At 72.6% G+C, this 15,763-nt stretch carries 10 protein-coding genes; 2 read left to right on the forward strand and 8 right to left on the reverse strand.

Annotated features, from left to right (window positions below; translation table 11 throughout):
* Positions 1-83: 83 nt before the first annotated feature.
* Genes OG448_RS06715 through OG448_RS06735 form a run of 5 tightly spaced genes read right to left on the reverse strand, consistent with a single transcriptional unit; the run spans position 84 to position 9,253 of the window.
* Positions 84-2,051: a PIG-L family deacetylase gene (locus tag OG448_RS06715; RefSeq protein ID WP_405551996.1), complete on the reverse strand. Its 1,968-nt coding sequence runs from the start codon at positions 2,049-2,051 to the stop codon at positions 84-86.
* Between the two features lie 49 nt (positions 2,052-2,100).
* Entirely contained in the window at positions 2,101-4,194 is a 2,094-nt protein-coding gene (locus tag OG448_RS06720; RefSeq protein ID WP_405551997.1) for a glycosyltransferase family 4 protein, read from the reverse strand.
* Positions 4,191-5,954, reverse strand: a complete 1,764-nt coding sequence (locus OG448_RS06725) for a stealth family protein (protein ID WP_405551998.1) — start codon at positions 5,952-5,954, stop codon at positions 4,191-4,193. Before OG448_RS06725 ends, OG448_RS06720 begins: the two co-directional genes overlap by 4 nt.
* Complete coding sequence (locus OG448_RS06730) at positions 5,951-7,591, reverse strand: sugar phosphotransferase (protein ID WP_405551999.1); 1,641 nt, start codon at positions 7,589-7,591, stop codon at positions 5,951-5,953. Before OG448_RS06730 ends, OG448_RS06725 begins: the two co-directional genes overlap by 4 nt.
* A 15-nt stretch (positions 7,592-7,606) precedes the next feature.
* Complete coding sequence (locus OG448_RS06735; protein ID WP_405552000.1) at positions 7,607-9,253, reverse strand: stealth family protein; 1,647 nt, start codon at positions 9,251-9,253, stop codon at positions 7,607-7,609.
* Positions 9,254-9,544: 291 nt separating this feature from the next.
* Here OG448_RS06735 and OG448_RS06740 point away from each other — a divergent pair, with 291 nt between their 5' ends.
* The gene (locus OG448_RS06740) at positions 9,545-10,636 is read left to right on the forward strand and encodes an LCP family protein (RefSeq protein ID WP_405552001.1); all 1,092 of its coding nucleotides are present in this window, start codon (positions 9,545-9,547) and stop codon (positions 10,634-10,636) included.
* A gap of 28 nt (positions 10,637-10,664) precedes the next feature.
* On the opposite strand, the gene OG448_RS06745 is transcribed toward OG448_RS06740, so the two are convergent.
* Positions 10,665-11,684, reverse strand: coding sequence for a hypothetical protein (locus tag OG448_RS06745; RefSeq protein ID WP_405552002.1), 1,020 nt, complete (start codon positions 11,682-11,684; stop codon positions 10,665-10,667).
* 72 nt (positions 11,685-11,756) lie between these two features.
* Between OG448_RS06745 and OG448_RS06750 the strand changes: the two genes are divergently transcribed.
* The gene (locus tag OG448_RS06750) at positions 11,757-12,149 is read left to right on the forward strand and encodes a hypothetical protein (protein WP_030802734.1); all 393 of its coding nucleotides are present in this window, start codon (positions 11,757-11,759) and stop codon (positions 12,147-12,149) included.
* A 29-nt stretch (positions 12,150-12,178) separates the two neighbouring features.
* Here OG448_RS06750 and OG448_RS06755 read toward each other — a convergent pair whose 3' ends face one another.
* A complete protein-coding gene (locus OG448_RS06755; protein ID WP_405552003.1) occupies positions 12,179-13,678 on the reverse strand; it encodes an amino acid permease in 1,500 nt (499 codons plus the stop codon).
* A gap of 146 nt (positions 13,679-13,824) precedes the next feature.
* Positions 13,825-15,753 (reverse strand): 1-deoxy-D-xylulose-5-phosphate synthase, encoded by a 1,929-nt coding sequence (gene dxs / locus OG448_RS06760; RefSeq protein WP_405552004.1) that lies wholly within the window; start codon positions 15,751-15,753, stop codon positions 13,825-13,827.
* Positions 15,754-15,763 lie beyond the last annotated feature (10 nt).

The raw sequence follows: 15,763 nt of genomic DNA on the forward strand, positions 1-15,763 counted from the left end.
CACCTGACTGTCCCGGCTGTACGAAGGAGGGCCCCCGCGCTGCGGCGCGGGGGCCCTCCTTCGTGTGCCGGACGAGGCTCGGGTCAGCCGAGCCAGGGGCCCATCGGGCTGCCCGCCCCGGGCGAGAGCTGGCGGCGGACGTGCAGGCGGCCGTCGGTGCCGACGACCGCCACGACCACCGTGCCGGAGGCGTCGCGCGCCATCGCCGGGGCGTGCGCGAACATCTCGCCGGACTCGTTCCAGTGGGTGCCCGTGACCTCCCGGTCCCGGTCGGGCAGCGACAGCACCAGCCGTCCGGTGCTCCCCCGGTGGGCCAGGTACGCCTCGCGGGCGCCGCGCTCGGCCACCCACAGCGCGGCGACGGCGCCCGTGCCGCCGTGGCCGCCGAGCCCGGCGCCCGCACCGGGCCAACTGCCGTCGGCGTGCTGGCGGTAGGCCATGACCTGCTGGGTCCCGGCCTCCCTGAAGTACAGGCAGGTGCGGCCATCGCCGGAGTCCACGGCGGTGACCCCGCCGGTCGCGGGGCGCCCGGTGCTCAGGGTCTCGTCGAGCTGGAACGCGCCGCCCGGCTCGCTCTGGAACCAGCGCCAGATCTTCTGCTTGCCCGGTACGTAGAGTTCGACGGTCCCGCGCCCGGTCGTCAGCGCGGTGCCCGCGTCCTGGAGGAAGCGCCCGCCGAGGGACTCCCACGGCGTCCACTCGCCGTTGGTCTCGCGGCGGCGCACGCTGACGCCCTGGGCGAAGTCGCGGACGAAGACGTACAGCCGGCCGTCCTGGTCGACGGTGACCGAGGGCACCCCGACCTCCCGCTGCCTGCGCTGGTCCGGGTGGGCCTCGTCCGGGTTGCCGAGACTGCGCCAGCCGTTGAAGCCGCTGCCGTCGGCGTGCTGCACGGTGTGCACCACGTCCACCACGGTCCCCCGCTCGGCGCTCCCGCTCCGGCGCAGGGCCACCACCTCGGCCGGTCCGCCGGGCACGCCGCCGACCGCGAGTGTGGGGGCGACCCAGCCCTCGCCGAGGACGTAGGGGCCGGCCCAGCGGCCGCCCGCCGGGGCGGTCTCGGTCCAGAAGGCGAGCCTGCCGCCGAGCACCGCGAAGGCGTTGAGCCGGCCGCCGGGGCCGAGGCGCAGCCAGTCGGTGGCCGGGGAGTAGCGGTAGGCGGTGCTGCGCATGTGGGTGCTGCGGAACGGGTCGGTGCCGAGCTGCCGGTCGCCGCAGCGCTCGCAGGTGCCCTGGGGGCAGATGTCGGGGGCGCCGATGCCCGCGTAGGCGGCGAGGTAGGCGCCCTTCTCGGTGAGGGCGGCGGGGTCGAGGTTGCCGCCCCAGAACCGGTTGGCGTAGGCGCGGTAGTGCTCGACGACCGGGGAGTGGCCCGCCTCGCGGTACCGCTCCAGCGCCGCGAGCACGAACTCGGCGGTGACCGTGTGGTCCTCGTGGTCGGAGCAGACGAACTCGGCCTTGCCGCCGTCGTGTTCCGGGTCGGGGTCCAAGGTACGCACGGTGGTCGGCCGGTGGTGGTCGAGCAGGGTGGTCAGGGCGGTGATCACGTCTTCCCGGCCGACCGGCTGCGCCTCGCCGGCCGTGCCGCCGTGCACCGGGAGCGTGGGCTGGGCGGGCAGGAGGCCGCCCCACAGATGGACGATGCGGGTGCGGGTGCCCTGGTCCGTGGGGGCTCCCTGGCGGAGCTGGAGGAAGTACAGGGACACCCGGTCGGCGCCGTCCAGGACGAAGCGTTCGGCGACGAAGTCCGGTGCCAGGCGGACCGCGTGGCGGTGCCAGGGGCGGTCGCGGTCCCCGGTCGCCATCAGGGCGTACGCCGAGCGCAGCCCGCAGCCGCGCGCGGTGCTGTAGCCGGTGAAGTCCGGCACGGCCCCGGCCCGCCGGGCATCGCCGGTGTCGATGTTGACGCCGTCGCCCTCGCCCGCCGTGAGGACCACGGTGGTGACCTGGTCCCCGTTCTCCAGCGAGCGCAGGAGGTCGGGGTTCATGAAGTACAGATCGTCGTCCTGGTGGGCCACGACGTGAAGTACGGAGCGGGGCTGCGGGGTCATGTGGTGTCCAAGGTGGTCGCGTGTCGTGCGGGCGGGGCGGTGAGGGGGCTCACCGGTCCACCACGTTCATCGCCATGGCTCCGGAGGCCGAGCAGTAGGGCCGTATCCAGACCGGCCGGGCCGGGTGGACCACGGCGAGGTCGGAGGGCTCGTCGCCGACGAGGGGCAGGGAGGAGTACGACAGGGCGGCCTTGACGTCGGGGAAGTCCTCCAGCAGGCGGCAGACGCGCACCTTGCGCCGCTCGGCGGGGTCGGGCTGGAGCCACCAGTCCCAGTCCTCCCAGCGGTCCAGCCGGTGGTCCACCACCGCGCGCAGCGGGATGTCCGCCCGGAACTGGCGCGGGCCGCGCGCCTCCACGGCCACGGCGACGTTCTGGGCGTGCCGGCCGCGCCTGCTGACGACGAACCGGGCGCCCGGCTCCAGGCGGCCGTCCCCGCACAGCACGCCCTCCACGGTGATGCGCCCGTCGCCTACGCGTACCCGGGTGCACTCGGCGTGCAGGTCGCGCACGACGGTGCGCAGCATCAGGCGGCCGTTGGGCTGGGCGTAGGGCAGGTTCCAGATGACGGGGCGTGCGGGCGGGCGGGTCATGAGGCGGGCGCGGGCGTCGATGAGGGCGCGGGTGTCGCGCAGGCCGGCCTTCATGCGGATGGCCGGGCCCCGGGGCGCGCGCATGGTCACCTGCCAGCGTCCGTCGCCGAGTCGGTCCATGGCCTCGGGGGTGAGGACGGCCGTGTAGCGGATGCCGCCGTTGTCGAGCGTGGCGCGGGTGGTCTCCAGCGGGAGGTCGGGGCGGCGGTCGCCGTCGGAGGGCTTGTGGCGCAGCACGAACTGGTGGCGTCTGCGGCCCTCGTCGGGTGCCTCGCAGGTCAGGCGCAGCCAGCCGGCGTCGGCCGCGGTGATGTCGACGGTGGCCGCGCCGAGGGAGACGGGCGGCACGGTGAGCGGGGCGGAGCGGGCCTTGCGGGCGGCGGGCGGGCGGTAGCCGCGCTCGGTGGCGGCCCGGCGCCGGGCGGCGTCCTCGAAGATCGCCACGTACCGCTCCGCGATGGCGGAGGGGTCGTACCGCTCGGCGTTGCGCAGGGCGTTGGCGCCCATGGTGCGGCGGAGCTGCTGGTCGGCCATGAGGCGGCGCAGCGCGGCGGTGACGCCCTGCGCCTCGCCGTTGGGCACGAGGAAGCCGTCCTCGCCGTCCTTGAGGATCTCACGCGGGCCCACCGGGCAGTCGGTGGAGACCACGGGGAGTCCGCAGCGCATCGCCTCCACCAGGGTCATGCCGAAGGACTCGGCGCTGGAGGTGACGGCGGCGATGGAGCCCTTGGCCCACTCGGACTCGATGGGCGAGAAGCCGCCCATGAGCAGCACCTGGCCGTTGAGGCCGAGTTCGGTGACCTGGGCGCGCAGCTTGCCGGCCTCGCCGCCGTCGCCGTAGATGCGCAACTGCCAGTCGGGGAAGTCCCCGGCGAGTGCGGCGAAGGCGCTGATGAGCAGGTCGTACCGCTTGACGTGGTGCATGCGGCCGGCGCTGACGACGACCTTGCGGGTGCAGTCGGAGGGGCGGCCGGCCGGGTTGGGCACACTGTTGGGGACGCCGATGACCGGGATGCCGGGGATCGGGGTGTTCTCCTGGAAGGAGCGGGCGTCGGCGTCGGTGACCGTGGTGATCGCGTCCAGCCTCGGGTAGACGCGGGCCATCTCGGCGCGGACCGCCGGGGGGATGGCCAGGTGGGTCATGTGCTCCTGGGCCACCCGCAGGGCGCCGTCGCGGGTGTGGGCGGCGACGAAGAGGTTGAGGCTGGGCCGGGTGCCGACCACGACGTCCGCGGAGGTGCGGCTCAGTTCCCGGATGATGCGGGCGTCGGTGAACTTGCTGTACTGGGCGTAGAACTCCTCCTGGCGCGGCACCACTTCGCTCGGTTCGTCGCTGCCGGGGGCACCCCGGTCGGGGCCGCCGGGGCGCAGGTCGACCAGGGCGCGCACGGTGACGCGCGGCGAGATCTCGAACTTGGTGGCGGTCGCGCGCCGGAAGACGGAGACGATCTCCACGTCGTGCTGGACGGAGAGGGCCTCGGCGAGGTTGATGACGGTGCGGTTGGTGCCGCCGATGCCGTAGATGTTGTTGATCAGGAAGGAGATCTTCATCGGACCTCACCCTCCTTCCGCTCGAAGGGGCTCGGCACCGGGAAGTAGGCGTCCAGGAAGGTGCGGAGCATGACCGTCTGCCGGTCGACGTCGAGGCCGTCGGAGAGGGTGTCGTTGATGCAGAACGCCTGCCGGTCGCGGCGGGCCAGCAGGATGCCGAGGCGGCGCTGGATCTCGGGCTTGGCGAGGTCGAGGTAGGCGAACGCGATCTGTGACGGCACCGCCCGCCCGGTCAGGTACGCGTGGTAGTGGTAGAGCGAGGACGGGATGGACAGGTCGGCCGCGCTGCGGAACCGGCTGTACGTGGTCTGCCGGTGCTCCGCCGCGTACTCCCGCTCGATCTCGTGCAGCACGCTGCGGCGCAGGGCGTACGGGGCATGCCGCAGCTTGTGGACGATGGCGGTGCCGAATCGTTCCCGCAGCAGCCGTCGGTTGTTCTTCCCGGCGGCGTCCACCGGCCGGTCCCCCGTCGGGTTCCCCCAGTGCGGGACCTGGGACGGGGAGAAGAAGATGCGGCTCATCCCGTTGGAGAGGAAGAAGTCCTGCGGGGTGACGGGGCGGCCGAGGAACATGTCGTCGTTGAAGTACAGGAAGTGCTCGGACAGGCCCTTGATGTGGTGCAGCCGGCTCTCGATGGCGTGCGAGTTGAAGGTGGGCAGCGCGGCGGGGTCGTCGAAGATCTCGGAGTGGTCGACCACGGTGATCCGGGGGTGGCTGTCGTCGAGCCAGGCCGGGCGCTGCCGGTCCGTCACCAGGTGGACACGCCTGATCCAGGGCGCGTTCTGCTCCAGCGCGCGCAGCGAGTAGCGCAGTTCGTCGCGGCTGATGTACCGGGCGGCGTTGGCGGACTCCGCGTGGTAGCCCTGGTCCCCGTGGGCGGCGCGGCGGCGCAGCCAGGCGGGGTCGCTGCCGTCGACCCAGGTGTAGACGGCGTCGATGGGGAACCGCACGTCCTCGGGGAGGCGCTCGGCGCCGGCCGCGAGGGTGCGCACCGGCCGGGTGCGGCGGGTGGGCGGCGCGGCGAAGCTGGTCAGCCTGCTGGCGGGCAGGGTGACCAGGGGCTCGCCGAACGCGACCTCCTCGGTGATCCGGTTGGGGCGCGGGGCGACGAGCCGGTCCTCGCCGGGCTGCCAGAACTCCAGGTCGCAGCCGTGCTCCAGGCCCAGCACAAGGGTCCCCATCGGGTGGCTCCACACCGTGCCGACGCGCAGCACGTCCGCCTCCCGTGCCAGCCGCGCCGCCTGCCGCGAGCCGCACAGCACGGCCTGGCCGGCGGCGGACTCGCCCCGGCGCGGCTGTACGTAGACAGGCCCCTCGGCGCCGAACCGGCCGAGCAGCTCCGCGACCTGCTCGCGGTCGGCCGCCGAGACGGCGACGCAGGAGCGCAGGTCGCTGGTGCCCCGGATCACGAAGTGGTCGACGTCGGCCCGCTCCAGGGCGGTCACCACGCGTTCGAGGTTGTCCTCGCGCAGCTCCAGCGGGGACACGGCGGACCGCACCACGGCGATCCGGTTGCCGGGCACGGCCGCGAGTCCGGGGCCCCGCTCGAGGGTACGGAGCTGGGGCCAGCGGCGCCGGGCGCGCAGGGCGCGGAACCGCCGGGTGAGGAAGCCGAGGGCGTGCAGCCGGCGCAGCAGCCGCTTGAGCGCGGCGCGCAGACCGGTCGGGACCTTGTGCGCGACCCGGCGCCTGACCACGGCGGGGACGACGGCACGGTACGCCTGGAGCGGCGCCGACGCCTCGGGATTGGCCGTGCTCACCTCTGACGGACCGCCTTCCGCGGGGAGTCGGCGGCAGCCGAAGGTGCTTCGGGGCCGCGCTCGAAGGGGCTGGGTACGGGGAAGTAGCGGTGCAGGAAGTCGACGACGGCCGCGGTGCCGCCGTCGGCCAGCGCCGCGTCGGTGCCGAGTCCGGTCAACTGGATCTGCTGGGTGTCCCGGCGGGCCAGCAGCCGCCGCAGATGGACGGGGAGGGTGGGCAGCGCCGCGTGCAGGGTGACCGATGCCTCGCCGGAGGGGTCGGCGAGGGCGTGGATCTGGCCGAAGTGGTGGGCAACGCCGTCCAGAGGATGGGTGCCGGGCACGGTGGCCGCCCGCTGGGCGTCCGGCGCCTCGGGGAGGGGGATGCCTTCCCCGGCGAGGCGGGCGAGGGCCTCGACCCGGTGCGGCTGGGGGCCGCCCGTGTAGCCGTGGCCGACGGCGCGGCCGGTCGCGGAGAACGCGGCCCGGGCCCAGGGGGCGGTGGACTCCTCGGCGGTCCAGCGGCCGCGCCGGGGGCGGGCCGCGCCGCCGGGCATGAAGTAGTCGAAGGGCCGCACCGGGCGGCCGACGACCGCCCCGGGCCGCAGCAGCAGGAAGTGCGGAGAAAGGCCGGGCAGTTGATGCAGCAGCGCCTCGGCACCGGGCCGGGCCCGGACCACGTTCAGCCCCTCGGCGTCGGTCAGCCAGGCGGGCGGTGCCGCCTGCGCGACGACGTGGATCGCGGCGGTCCAGGGCGCGTACTGGTACAGGGAGCGCAGCGCGGCGCGCAGCAGTTCCTCGCCCCAGGAAGTGGCGTGCTCGAAGAGGACGACGGCGTCGACGGGGAAGTCCACCTCGTCCAGCCGGACGACGTCGAAGGTCTCCAGGGTGACGGTGGGCTCGAGTTCGCCGTCGGCGTCGCTGTAGCCGCACAGCCGGTCGAAGCCGATCTCGACTCCTGGGGCGTCGCTCGGCACGGCGCGCTGGACGCGGTTGGGCCGGGGCCCGATGAGGCGCTCGGTGGGCAGGTTGGTGTTGCGCGTCCAGAACTCGATCTCGATGCCCTGGTCGTCGCTGGTCCAGAGGTTCTCGGTGGGTTCGGTGCGCAGCCAGACGAGCCGGATGACCCGCGCCTTGGCGTAGTGCTTCCACGCCTTCACATGGCTGCCCGGCTCCTCCGGGGTGTCGGGCTGGGCGGGCGAGACCGAGGTGACGTACCCGGTGTGCTCCTCCAGCAGGGCGCGGAGCACCCGGCGCACGGCTCCCTTGTCGCGGCTCTCCACGGCGAGGCAGATACGCCGGTCGTCCAGCGCCGGGACGGCGAACCAGCAGATACCGGCCGCGTCCAGCGCGCGGGTCACCAGGTCGTGGTCGAACCGGCGGGCCAGGTCGATGGTGAGCCCGGTGTGCACATGGCCGACGCGGCCGTCCGGGGCGAGGGTCCGGCGCTCGGACCGGCCGAGTCCGGCCCGGCGCACCCGGCGCAGCGCACGCTGGTGCAGCCGTGCCTCGCGGCGGCGCAGGGTCTGGGCGAGGCTCCGCTTGACCGTGCGGCGCATCCCTTCGGGCAGGGTGGTGGCCGCGGCGGCGCGGAGGGGGTCCGGTACCAAGCGCTTGTAGACCTGAACCGCTGAGTTCATGGACGTCGGATCGGACACGTCATGAACTCCGCTTCATCGTTCGTAAGGGCTTGGGGTGGGGAAGTAGGCGTTGAGGAATCCGTCCAGCAGTTCCTGCTGGGCCTCGATGTCCTCCGGTGTGGAGAAGGCGTCGTTGAGACAGAAGGAGTCCTTGTCCCGTCCGTCCAGCAGGCGTTGGAGCCGGTCGGCCAGGTCGGGCACCGAGAGCTGGAGGTAGGTGAAGGGCATCGAGCCCGGCTGTCCCCGGCCGGTGAGGGCGGCGTAGTAGAGGACGAAGGAGGAGGTCGGCGAGATGTCCGTCATCGCGCGGAACCTGCTGCCCGAGGTACGCGCCCACGCTTCGGGGAAGTCCCGTTCCGCCTCCTCCATCGCCGAGCGGCGCAGGGGGTACGGAATGTGTTCCATGGGCTGCGTGATCACTCTGCCGAAACGTTCCTTCAGCAGCGCGCGGTTGTTCTTGCAGGCCGCGTCGACCGGGCTGTCCGTGGGGACGACCGGGCCCTGCGGGATGCGGTTGCGCGAGGGGAAGTAACGGGCGACGCCGGTCGGGGTGTAGAAGGCGTGCGGCGCCACCGGGCGGCCCATGAACATGTCGTCGTTGAAGTACAGGAAGTGCTCGGCGAGGCCCTCGATGCGGTGCAACTGGCTCTCGATGGCGTGCGAGTTGAACACCGGCAGGTCGGCCTGGTCGCGGAAGATCTCGCGGTGCGTGGCGATCCGGAGTCCGGGCACGTCCGCGAGGTCGTCCCGCAGCCAGGCGGGGGTCTGGTCGTCGGTGACCACGTAGACGTTGCGCACCCAGGGCGCGAACAGGTGCAACGAACGCACCGAGTACCGCAGTTCGTCCCGGCTGATGAAGCGGGCGTCGCTCGCCGACTCGGCGTGGTAGACCTCGCCCTTGGCCGTGGCCTTGCGCTCCTGCCACGCCGGGTCGTTGCCGTCCACCCAGGTGTAGACCGCGTCCACGGGGAAGTCGATGTCGTCGGCACAGGGGACGAGGAACTCGGGCCGGGTCAGCAGCGGGGGCGCCTGGTCGGCCGGGGTCCAGTCGGAGACGTACCGGCTGAACAGCCGGGCCGCGCCGCGCACTCCGGGGCCGTCGGCCCGCACGCTCCAGGCGACGCGGTTGGCACGCGGGGCCACCAGGCGGTCGCCCTCGCGCCGCCAGAACTCGATGGCGCAGCCGTATTCGTGACCCAGCACCAGGTGCCGGTCCGGGTCGGCGCGGGTCCAGCTCACCTGGAGGACGCGGGCGCCGGCCACCTCGCGCCAGGCGGCGGACTCCCGCGTGGAGAGCGGCTTGGCGGGGCGGGGCGCGTCGGGGTCGATCACACTCAGCAGGCCGGGGAACTGTCCCAGGCCGCGCCGGAGTACGTCCAGCACCTGGGGCCGCGTGTCCTCGGCGACGGCGAGCACGGTGCCGTGGTCGTCGTTGCCCCGGACGGCGAAGTGGTCGACACCGACCATGGAGAGCAGCCGGGACAGGGCCGCGCGGTTGGCCTCGCGAGCCGCGAGCGGGGTGATCCGCTGGATGACGTAGACGTCGTCGTGCGCGGTGGCGGCCGGCTCGCCGGTCGTGGCCGGCTCGGTGGCGGCGCGTGCGGCGCGCTCCAGGAGGGCCGTCGGCGCGGCGGCGTGTTCGGATACCGCCGTCACGCCACTCTCCCCCTGTTGGATCATCGGGCCGGGCCGATGATGCTTTAAGCTTCACGCTCTTTGCGAATCATCACCGCATGTTCACATCACTGTCAAATGAACGGATCGTCAGGCAAACACGCTGGAAGGCGGGGCCTCCAAGTGAAGTCCAGGTGAACGCCGGGCAGTGGACGCACAACGTATGTGATCTGACATTCGGTCTATAGTTCGGCGGACCACGACGCGAAGCGTCGTACGGGCCCGAACCTCTCCCCCCACTCGCGCCCGAGCCACTGATGGAACAAGGCTCCGAGCCGACGAGCGAGAGGACCGAGCATGACGCACACCCCGGTGGGTCCGGGCCATCACGGAACGGACGCGCAGGCGGCCCCGCCGGCGAAGCGGCGCCCCCGTCGGCGGCTGCGCTGGATCGGCGGCGGCGTCCTGGTGCTCGCGGTCGCCGCGGCCGGTGTCTCCTACGCGCTGTACAGCCGGCTCGACGGCAACATCAAGGGCGTCGACCTCGACCAATCCCTCGGTGACGACCGCCCCGCGAAGCTGCCCACCTCCGGGCAGAACGTGCTGGTCCTCGGTTCCGACTCGCGCGCCGGAGCCAACGCCGGGCTGGGCACCGGGCATGTCGCCGGAGCCCGCTCCGACACCGCGCTGGTGATCCACATACCCGAGGGCCGCAAGCAGGCCGTCGCCGTCAGCATCCCGCGCGACACCCTCGTCACCCGCCCCGAGTGCGTCAAGGACGACGGGACGAAGCTGCCCGTGGCCGACCGCGTCATGTTCAACTCGGTCTATTCCTCGGCCGGTCCGGCCTGTGTGGTCAAGACGGTCGAGAAGATGTCGGGCATACGGCTCGACCACTTCGTGGAGATCGACTTCGCCGGGTTCAAGGGCCTGGTCGACGCGATAGGCGGCGTGCCCGTCACCGTCGACCGCGACATCCACGACTCCTCCAGCGGGCTCGACCTCGCCGCCGGCACCCACCGACTGAACGGCACCCAGGCGCTCCAGTTCGTCCGCACCCGGCACGGGATCGGCGACGGCAGCGACCTGGGCCGGATCGGGATGCAGCAGAAGTTCCTGATGGCCCTGCTCGCCGAGATCAAGAAGCAGGACCTGATGGGCAGCCCCACCAAGGCGTACGCCGTGGCCGACGACCTCACCACCGCGCTCACCACCGACTCCGGGCTCGCCTCCCTCACCAAGCTGGCCGAGTTCAGCCGCAGCATGAACGGCGTCGACACCTCCACCATGGAGACGATCATGCTGCCGGTCCAGTACGACACCCAGGACCCCAACCGGGTCGTGGCCGCCGAGCCCCAGGCCAAGCAGCTCTGGACGGCCCTGCGCTCCGACGGGACCATCCCCGACTCCGCCAAGAAGTCGCCCGCGCGCGGTGGCGCCACCCCGTAGGGGCGGCACCGTCACGAGACGGCGGAGGTCAGACCTCCCGCCAGGGCTCCAGCGCGAGACCCGGCTCGTCCTTGCGGTGGGTCAGGACGAGCCGCCCTGTCGACGGGGACAGCGCGGCCGCGGTCAGCCGGCCGAGGTCCGCGTCGCCCGCGAGGAAGACCCGCGCGTCCTCGGGCAGCACCGGCCCCGACTCGGCCCACCAGGCCCCCGCCGACTCCGCCTCCGTGGGGTACGCGGCGATGGCCACCCGGCCGCTCGCCGCCCGCTGCGCGAGCACGGTGCAGTCGTGGCCGTCCAGCCGGCAGCGCACCGCGCTCACCGGGCCGGGACCGGCCGCCGGCAGCAGTGCCACGGGCGCCCAGCCGGGACGCCAGGCCCAGAGCATGCCCTCGGTGTCGGCGAAGAACAGGGTCGTGCTCTGCTCGGAGGTGGCGAGCGCGGCCAGGGTGCCGGGCCTGACCCGCGCCTGAAGCGACTCGGTGATGGTGATCTGCTTGCCCGGCTTCTCCTGGGTCCAGTGCACGATGCCGCCGGGCACCGCCCCGTAGACCCCGACCAGGCCGGTCTCCCCCGTCACCGCGGCCAGGCCGTTCTGGACCCGTGAGCCGTTCAGGTCGCGCCAGGGGGCCCAGCCGCCCTTCTCCCGCTGGGCGACCATGCTCAGGCCCTGGCCGCCGTTGACCACGAAGACATGGGCCCGGCCCTGGTGGTCCACCGCGACCGCGGGGTCGGAGGTGGCCGGTCCCGTGCGGTTGGGGTGGCCGAGCGGGGTCCAGTCCATGGCGGTGAGGTCGGGGCGGTAGTGGGTGGAGTGCGTCAGGACCGCCTCACCGCCCGCCGCCGGGTGCCAGGAGACGAGGTGGGCATAGCCGTCCGCGCCCTGGCCCACTCCGAGGCCGGGACGCAGTTTCTGTTCGCCGCCCACCCTGCGCGGGGCGGTCCAGCCGCCGCCCGGCCGGTGTTCCGCCCGCGACAGGACACCGTCGTCCGTGGGGTGGTAGACACCGAGCCGGCCGTCGCGGCCGCGTATGAGCCAGTCGCCGTTCACCGGATCACCATAAGCTGCCTGCTCAAGGCTCCGGACCGCGCCCCCGCGCGGCTCCCGTGGGACCCTGGCCCCATGGACGACGTACACGGTGTTCCGGGTCAGGACGATCCCCTGCTGGCGATCGTGGACTGCGCCAATGTGATGGGCTCGCGTCCGGACGGCTGGTGGAAGGACCGCAAGGGGGCCGCCGAGCGGCTGCGGGACCGGCTGGCCAGTGACGGGCTGCCGGGCCGGACCGACCCGGCGGAGATCGTGCTGGTGGTGGAGGGCGCGGCACGCGGGGTCGAGTCGGTGCCGGGGGTGCGGGTGGAGTCCGCGCCGGGCAGCGGGGACGACTGGATCGTGGAGCTGGTCGCCGGCTCCGCCGACCGGGACCGCCTCGTGGTGACCGCCGACCGCGAGCTGCGGCGCCGGGTGGGCGCGCTGGGTGCCGACGTGGCCGGTCCGCGTACGGCCCTCGGCTGAGGGCCCGGGCACGCGGACCGGCACCCGGCTCAGGTCGCCTTCGGGGTCTCCTTGGGCTGCTCCTCGCGGGCCAGGCGGCTGTGCGTGCGGCCGTAGAGGAAGTAGACGACGAAGCCGATCGCCATCCAGATGGCGAACCGGAGCCAGGTCTCGGCGGGCAGGTTCAGCATCAGCCACAGCGAGGCGCACACCGACACGATCGGCAGCAGCGGGACCAGCGGGGTGCGGAAGGCACGCGGCAGGTCGGGGCGGGTCCGGCGCAGGATGATCACGCTGATCGCCACCACGATGAACGCGAACAGGGTGCCGATGTTGACCAGTTCGGCCAGTTCGCTGAGGCTGGTGAAGCCCGCGATGATGGCGATGATCACGCCGAGCAGGATGGTCGGCCGGTGCGGGGTGCGGAAGCGCGGGTGGACACGGGAGAAGAAGCGGGGCAGCAGTCCGTCGCGGCTCATGGCGAAGAACACCCGGGTCTGGCCCAGTAGCAGGATCATGCACACCGTGGTCAGGCCGACGGCGGCGCCGAAGCTGATGATGCCCGCGTACCAGGGATGCCCGAGGGATTTGAAGGCGTCCGCGAGCGGCGCCTCCACCGACAGCTCGGTGTACTTCTGCATGCCGGTGACGACCAGGGACACCGCCACGTACAGCACGGTGCAGATCAACAGCGAGCCGAGGATGCCGCGCGGCATGTCCCGCTGCGGGTTACGGGTCTCCTCGGCGGCGGTGGCGACGATGTCGAAGCCGATGAACGCGAAGAACACCACCGAGGCGGCGGTGAAGATGCCCAGCACCCCGAAGTTGGCCGGGGCCCAGCCGAACATGAGCTGGATCAGCGGCGCCTTGAGGCTGGCGCCCGCCTCCTGCGGCTGGGCCGGCGGGATGAACGGCTTGTAGTTGTCGCCGCTCACGAAGAAGGCGCCCGCCACGATCACGATGAGGACGACGACCACCTTGATGGCGACGACGGCCGAGGTGATCCGCGCGGACAGCTTCATGCCGACCACGAGCACGCAGGTGAGCAGCAGCACCAGGGCCGCCGCCAGGATGTCGAAGCCGAACCCGCTCGCGCCGTCCCGCCCCGACAGGTACGCCGGCAGGTGCCAGCCCCAACTGTCGAACAGCGAGCGGACATACCCGGACCAGCCGACCGCCACCACCGCCGTGCCGAGCGCGAACTCCAGCACCAGGTCCCACCCGATGGTCCAGGCGGGCAGTTCACCGAGCGAGGCGTACGAGAAGGTGTACGCCGACCCCGCCACCGGGACCGTCGAGGCGAACTCGGCGTAGCAGAGCGCGGCCAGGCCGCAGACCACACCGGCCACGACGAAGGAGATGGCCACCGCGGGACCGGCGTTGTTCTTGGCCACCTGGCCGGTCAGCACGAAGATGCCGGTGCCGATGATGACACCGACACCGAACACGGTCAGGTCGAGGGCGGAGAGGGACTTCTTGAGCGAGTGCTCCGGTTCCTCGGTGTCCCGGATGGACTGCTCGACGTTCTTCGTACGGAAGAGCGTGCTCACGTACCTACCTCCCACGCTTGCCGTCCTCGACATGATCGAGAGGGACGGGGTGCGGGTGCCCCGACAATGGCAGGTTCACGCAAGCGGGCCGGTTCCGCCACCTGAGGAGGCAGCAGAACCGGCCCGATGTCGTGGCGTTCGGGTGGCTAATCCCGGGCGGACTCCACCGAGTCCATGGCGTCCGTGCCCTGGCCGAAGCGGCCGTCGATCTTGGCGACCAGACCGGTGACCTGGCGGGCGATGTCGGGGGCGGTCAGCCCGATCTCGGCCATGACCTCGGCGCGCGAGGCGTGGTCGAGGAAGCGGGGCGGGATGCCGAAGTCGCGCAGCGGCACGTCCACGCCCGCGTCGCGCAGCGCCTGGGCGACGGCGGAGCCGACACCGCCGACGCGGCTGTTGTCCTCGACGGTGACGACGACCCGGTGCCGCTCGGCGAGCGGGGCCATCGCCTCGTCGACGGGCTTGACCCAGCGGGGGTCGACCACGGTGGTGGAGATGCCCTGCTTGTCGAGCAGGGTGGCGATCTCCAGGCACATCGGGGCGAGCGCGCCCACGGACACCAGTAGCACGTCCGGGCGCTCGGTGCCCGGCTCGCGCAGTACGTCCATGCCGCCCACCCGGCGCACGGCCGGCACGGCGGGGCCGACGGCGCCCTTGGAGAAGCGGACCACGGTCGGCGCGTCCTCGACGGCGACGGCCTCGCGCAACTGGGCGCGGACCTGGTCGGCGTCGCGCGGGGCGGCGAGCCGGAGGCCGGGCACGACCTGGAGGATCGACATGTCCCACATGCCGTTGTGGGAGGCGCCGTCGGTGCCGGTGACGCCGGCGCGGTCCAGGACGAAGGTCACGCCGCACTTGTGCAGGGCGACGTCCATCAGGACCTGGTCGAAGGCGCGGTTGAGGAAGGTGGCGTACACCGCGAAGACCGGGTGCACCCCGCCGTGCGCGAGGCCGGCCGCGGAGACGGCGCCGTGCTGCTCGGCGATGCCGACGTCGTAGACCCGCTCGGGGAAGCGCTTGGCGAACTTGTCCAGGCCGACCGGCTGGAGCATGGCCGCGGTGATGGCGACGATGTCCTCGCGCTCCTCGCCGAGCTTCACCATCTCCTCGCCGAACACGGAGGTCCAGTCGGCGCCGGAGGAGGCGATGGGCAGGCCCGTGTCCGGGTGGATCTTGCCGACCGCGTGGAAGCGGTCGGCCTCGTCCTGGAGGGCGGGCTGGTAGCCGCGGCCCTTCTCGGTGAGGCAGTGCACGATGACCGGGCCGCCGAACCGCTTGGCGCGCACCAGCGCCGACTCCAGCGCCTCGATGTCGTGGCCGTCGATCGGGCCGACGTACTTCAGGCCGAGGTCCTCGAACATGCCCTGCGGGGCGATGAAGTCCTTCAGGCCCTTCTTCGCGCCGTGCAGGGTGTCGTAGAGCGGGCGGCCGACGACCGGGGTGCGGTCCAGCAGGTCCTTGGTCCGGGCGAGGAAGCGCTCGTAGCCGTCGCTGGTGCGCAGGGTGGCCAGGTGGTTGGCCATGCCGCCGATGGTGGGCGCGTAGGAGCGCTCGTTGTCGTTGACGACGATGACGAGCGGGCGGTCCTTGGCCTCGGCGATGTTGTTCAGTGCCTCCCAGGCCATGCCGCCGGTCAGGGCGCCGTCGCCGATGACGGCGACCACGCGGTCGTCGGACTTCTTCAGCTCGTTGGCCTTGGCGATGCCGTCGGCCCAGCCCAGCACGGTGGAGGCGTGGCTGTTCTCGATGACGTCGTGCTCGGACTCGCTCTGCGCCGGGTAGCCGGAGAGGCCGCCCTTCATCTTCAGGCGGGAGAAGTCCTGACGCCCGGTGAGGAGCTTGTGGACGTAGGACTGGTGGCCGGTGTCCCACAGCACCTTGTCGGCGGGCGAGTGGAAGACCCGGTGCAGGGCGATGGTCAGCTCCACCACACCGAGGTTCGGGCCGAGGTGACCGCCGGTCTTGGACACGGCCTCCACGAGGAAGGTCCGGATCTCCTCAGCAAGCTGGTTCAGCTCCTCCAGGCTGAGCCGGTCCAGATCGCGCGGTCCCGTGATGCGGGTCAGCAGCGGCACCCGTGCCTCC

The organism is Streptomyces sp. NBC_01171, from assembly GCF_045039805.1.
Taxonomy (GTDB): domain Bacteria; phylum Actinomycetota; class Actinomycetes; order Streptomycetales; family Streptomycetaceae; genus Streptomyces.

Coding starts and splice junctions, on each gene's coding strand:
- OG448_RS06715 (WP_405551996.1), bottom strand. CDS start 2,051: ATGACCCCGCAGCCCCGCTCCGTACTTCACGTCGTGGCCCACCAGGAC.
- OG448_RS06720 (WP_405551997.1), bottom strand. CDS start 4,194: ATGAAGATCTCCTTCCTGATCAACAACATCTACGGCATCGGCGGCACC.
- OG448_RS06735 (WP_405552000.1), bottom strand. CDS start 9,253: ATGATCCAACAGGGGGAGAGTGGCGTGACGGCGGTATCCGAACACGCC.
- OG448_RS06740 (WP_405552001.1), top strand. CDS start 9,545: ATGACGCACACCCCGGTGGGTCCGGGCCATCACGGAACGGACGCGCAG.
- OG448_RS06750 (WP_030802734.1), top strand. CDS start 11,757: ATGGACGACGTACACGGTGTTCCGGGTCAGGACGATCCCCTGCTGGCG.